Raw genomic sequence first — 2,156 nt, forward strand, 5'->3', positions numbered from 1 at the left:
GTAGGGCGGGAAGTGCGCGGCGCCGATCTTCACTTCGATCGCGTCGGCAGCCCAGCCTGGTATTGCCAGCCAAAGCGCAGCCAGCATCAGCAGAATGGGCAAGGCCTTTAAGCCGGGCGCTGGGGTCAAGACGCACACTCATCACGGTTCGTACCTGGTTGCGCCTAAGCTAGGCGTTTTCCGGGCAGGGCACAACTGCTGGTCGCCGGCCTTTGTGCCAAAGCAGGCGGCAAATTGCCAGGGGGTGCCGTAAGGCCAGACATTGGCTACGCTCTAGCAGGATCTGCAAGGGAGCCTGGTATGGGCCATTGGTTGGTGATCGACCTGGAAGCCACCACCGACGATGGTGGGTGGCCGGTCACAGAGATGGAAATCATTGAAATAGGTGCAAGCCTGGTAACCCGCGAAGGCCGCGAAGTCGACCACTTCCAGCGTTTCGTACGGCCCCGGCGGCGGCCACAGCTGACGCCGTTTTGCCGCGAGCTCACGCACATCAGCCAGGCCAGCGTCGACAGCGCCGCGCCCTTCCCTGAGGTGTGGGCGCGCTTCGAGCGCTGGCTGGGTCACCACCGCGGGCAGTTGCAGGCCTGGGTCAGCTGGGGCGACTACGATCGCCAACAGTTACTGCAGGAATGGCAACAGCATGGGCTCGACAGCCTGCTGCGCACCGTGCCGCACATCAACCTCAAGCAGCGCTTCGCCAAAGCCCGTCACCTGCAGCGGCCGACCGGCCTAAATGGCGCCTTGCAACTGGCCGGCATGCACTTTTGCGGGCAGCAGCACCGGGCCTTGGAAGATGCGCGCAATACCGCGCGGCTACTGCCCTTGAGCCTGCCGGCCAATGGCACCTGAAAGCAGATGACGACGGGGATGGCCTTGGGCATACTGGCCAGCCCTTTTTCATCCCCCTGTTCAGGAGTCGCCCATGTTCCAGGTCAACGAGTACTTCAACGGCACCGTCAAGTCGATCGCATTCGCAGGCGAAGAAGGTCCGGCCACCGTGGGTGTGATGGCACCAGGCGAATACGAGTTCGGCACGGCCAAGCGCGAAATCATGCATGTGATTTCCGGTGCTTTGACCGTCAAGCTGCCGGGTAGCGACAACTGGGAAACCTTCAAGGCTGGCGACAAGTTCAATGTGGCCGCGGATAGCAAGTTCCAGCTGCAGGTGAAAGTGGATACCGCCTACCTGTGCGAGTACCGCGACTAAGCGCTGGCCTGCACCGGCCTCTTCGCNNGCCCGCGAAGAATCCAGCACTATTTCGACAAAAACCCCGCCACCTTCTCAGCCGCCGCCTGCAAATGCTGCGCATGGCTGAACCCCGAAGCCTTCAACGGCTTCAGGTCATGATCGCCCGCCACCAGCCAGCTCACCTCGATCGCCGGTGACAGTGCATACCCCGCCACAGCCTCACGGTTACCCAGCGCATCCCGTTCGCCCTGCACGATCAACGTCGGTGTCTTGAGCCCCGCCAGGTGCTCGACCCTGGGCTTCTCCGGCTTGCCCACCGCATAGAAGGGATACCCCAGGCACACCAGTGCATCCACTTCGAGCTCGTCGGCCAACAAGCTGGCCATGCGCCCGCCCATGGACTTGCCACCGATGGCCAACTTACCTGTGACTAAAGGTCGCACCTGCCGGTACACCTCGCGCCAGCATTCCAGCAGCACCTTCTGCGGATTGGGCGGCCGCTTGCCGCCGTTCACCCTGCGCTCGGCCATGTACGGGAACTCGAAGCGAATCACCCCGACCCCAAGCTCCGCGAGCCTTTGCGCCATCTCGTCCATGAACCCGCTGTCCATCGGCGCACCGGCACCATGGGCCAGGATCAGACAGCCTTTGTAGCCGTCATCCCCTTGAATTTGCGGAAGATCGCAGCGCAAGCCTGGGACATTTCCGACCTTCGCCCATTGATCCCCGTCAATACCGGCACTTTGCCCATTAATCATGCTTGCCTCGCTCTATAGCCTGCCAATAACCGTGGATGGGAACCCATACATGAACACAACCAGCAGTACCGCCTACAACTACAAGGTGGTCCGCCAATTCGCCATCATGACGGTGGTGTGGGGAATCGTCGGGATGGGGCTCGGCGTCTTCATCGCCGCCCAGCTCGCCTGGCCGTCCCTCAACTTCGACCTCCCCTGGACCAGCT

3 protein-coding genes and 2 pseudogenes are annotated in these 2,156 nt (G+C 62.2%); 3 read left to right on the plus strand and 2 right to left on the minus strand.

What is annotated here, in order from left to right; translation table 11 throughout:
- Positions 1–129, minus strand: a pseudogene (locus MFF34_RS27745) (amino acid ABC transporter substrate-binding protein); the annotation flags it as partial.
- Positions 130–300: 171 nt separating this feature from the next.
- Here MFF34_RS27745 and MFF34_RS27750 point away from each other — a divergent pair.
- Together MFF34_RS27750 and MFF34_RS27755 are read left to right on the plus strand one after the other, a co-directional pair.
- Positions 301–852 carry an exonuclease domain-containing protein gene (locus MFF34_RS27750; protein ID WP_238217797.1) on the plus strand — a complete coding sequence of 184 codons (552 nt, stop codon included), beginning with the start codon at positions 301–303 and terminating at the stop codon, positions 850–852.
- Positions 853–925: 73 nt separating this feature from the next.
- Complete coding sequence (locus MFF34_RS27755) at positions 926–1,210, plus strand: pyrimidine/purine nucleoside phosphorylase (protein ID WP_099454863.1); 285 nt, start codon at positions 926–928, stop codon at positions 1,208–1,210.
- Positions 1,211–1,257: 47 nt separating this feature from the next.
- On the opposite strand, the gene MFF34_RS27760 is transcribed toward MFF34_RS27755, so the two are convergent.
- Positions 1,258–1,950 carry an alpha/beta family hydrolase gene (locus MFF34_RS27760; protein ID WP_238217799.1) on the minus strand — a complete coding sequence of 231 codons (693 nt, stop codon included), beginning with the start codon at positions 1,948–1,950 and terminating at the stop codon, positions 1,258–1,260.
- Between the two features lie 49 nt (positions 1,951–1,999).
- Here MFF34_RS27760 and MFF34_RS27765 point away from each other — a divergent pair.
- Positions 2,000–2,156: pseudogene (locus MFF34_RS27765) on the plus strand (cytochrome C oxidase Cbb3); the annotation flags it as partial.

The organism is Pseudomonas sp. PAGU 2196 (assembly GCF_022179005.1).
Lineage (GTDB): Bacteria > Pseudomonadota > Gammaproteobacteria > Pseudomonadales > Pseudomonadaceae > Aquipseudomonas > Aquipseudomonas kermanshahensis.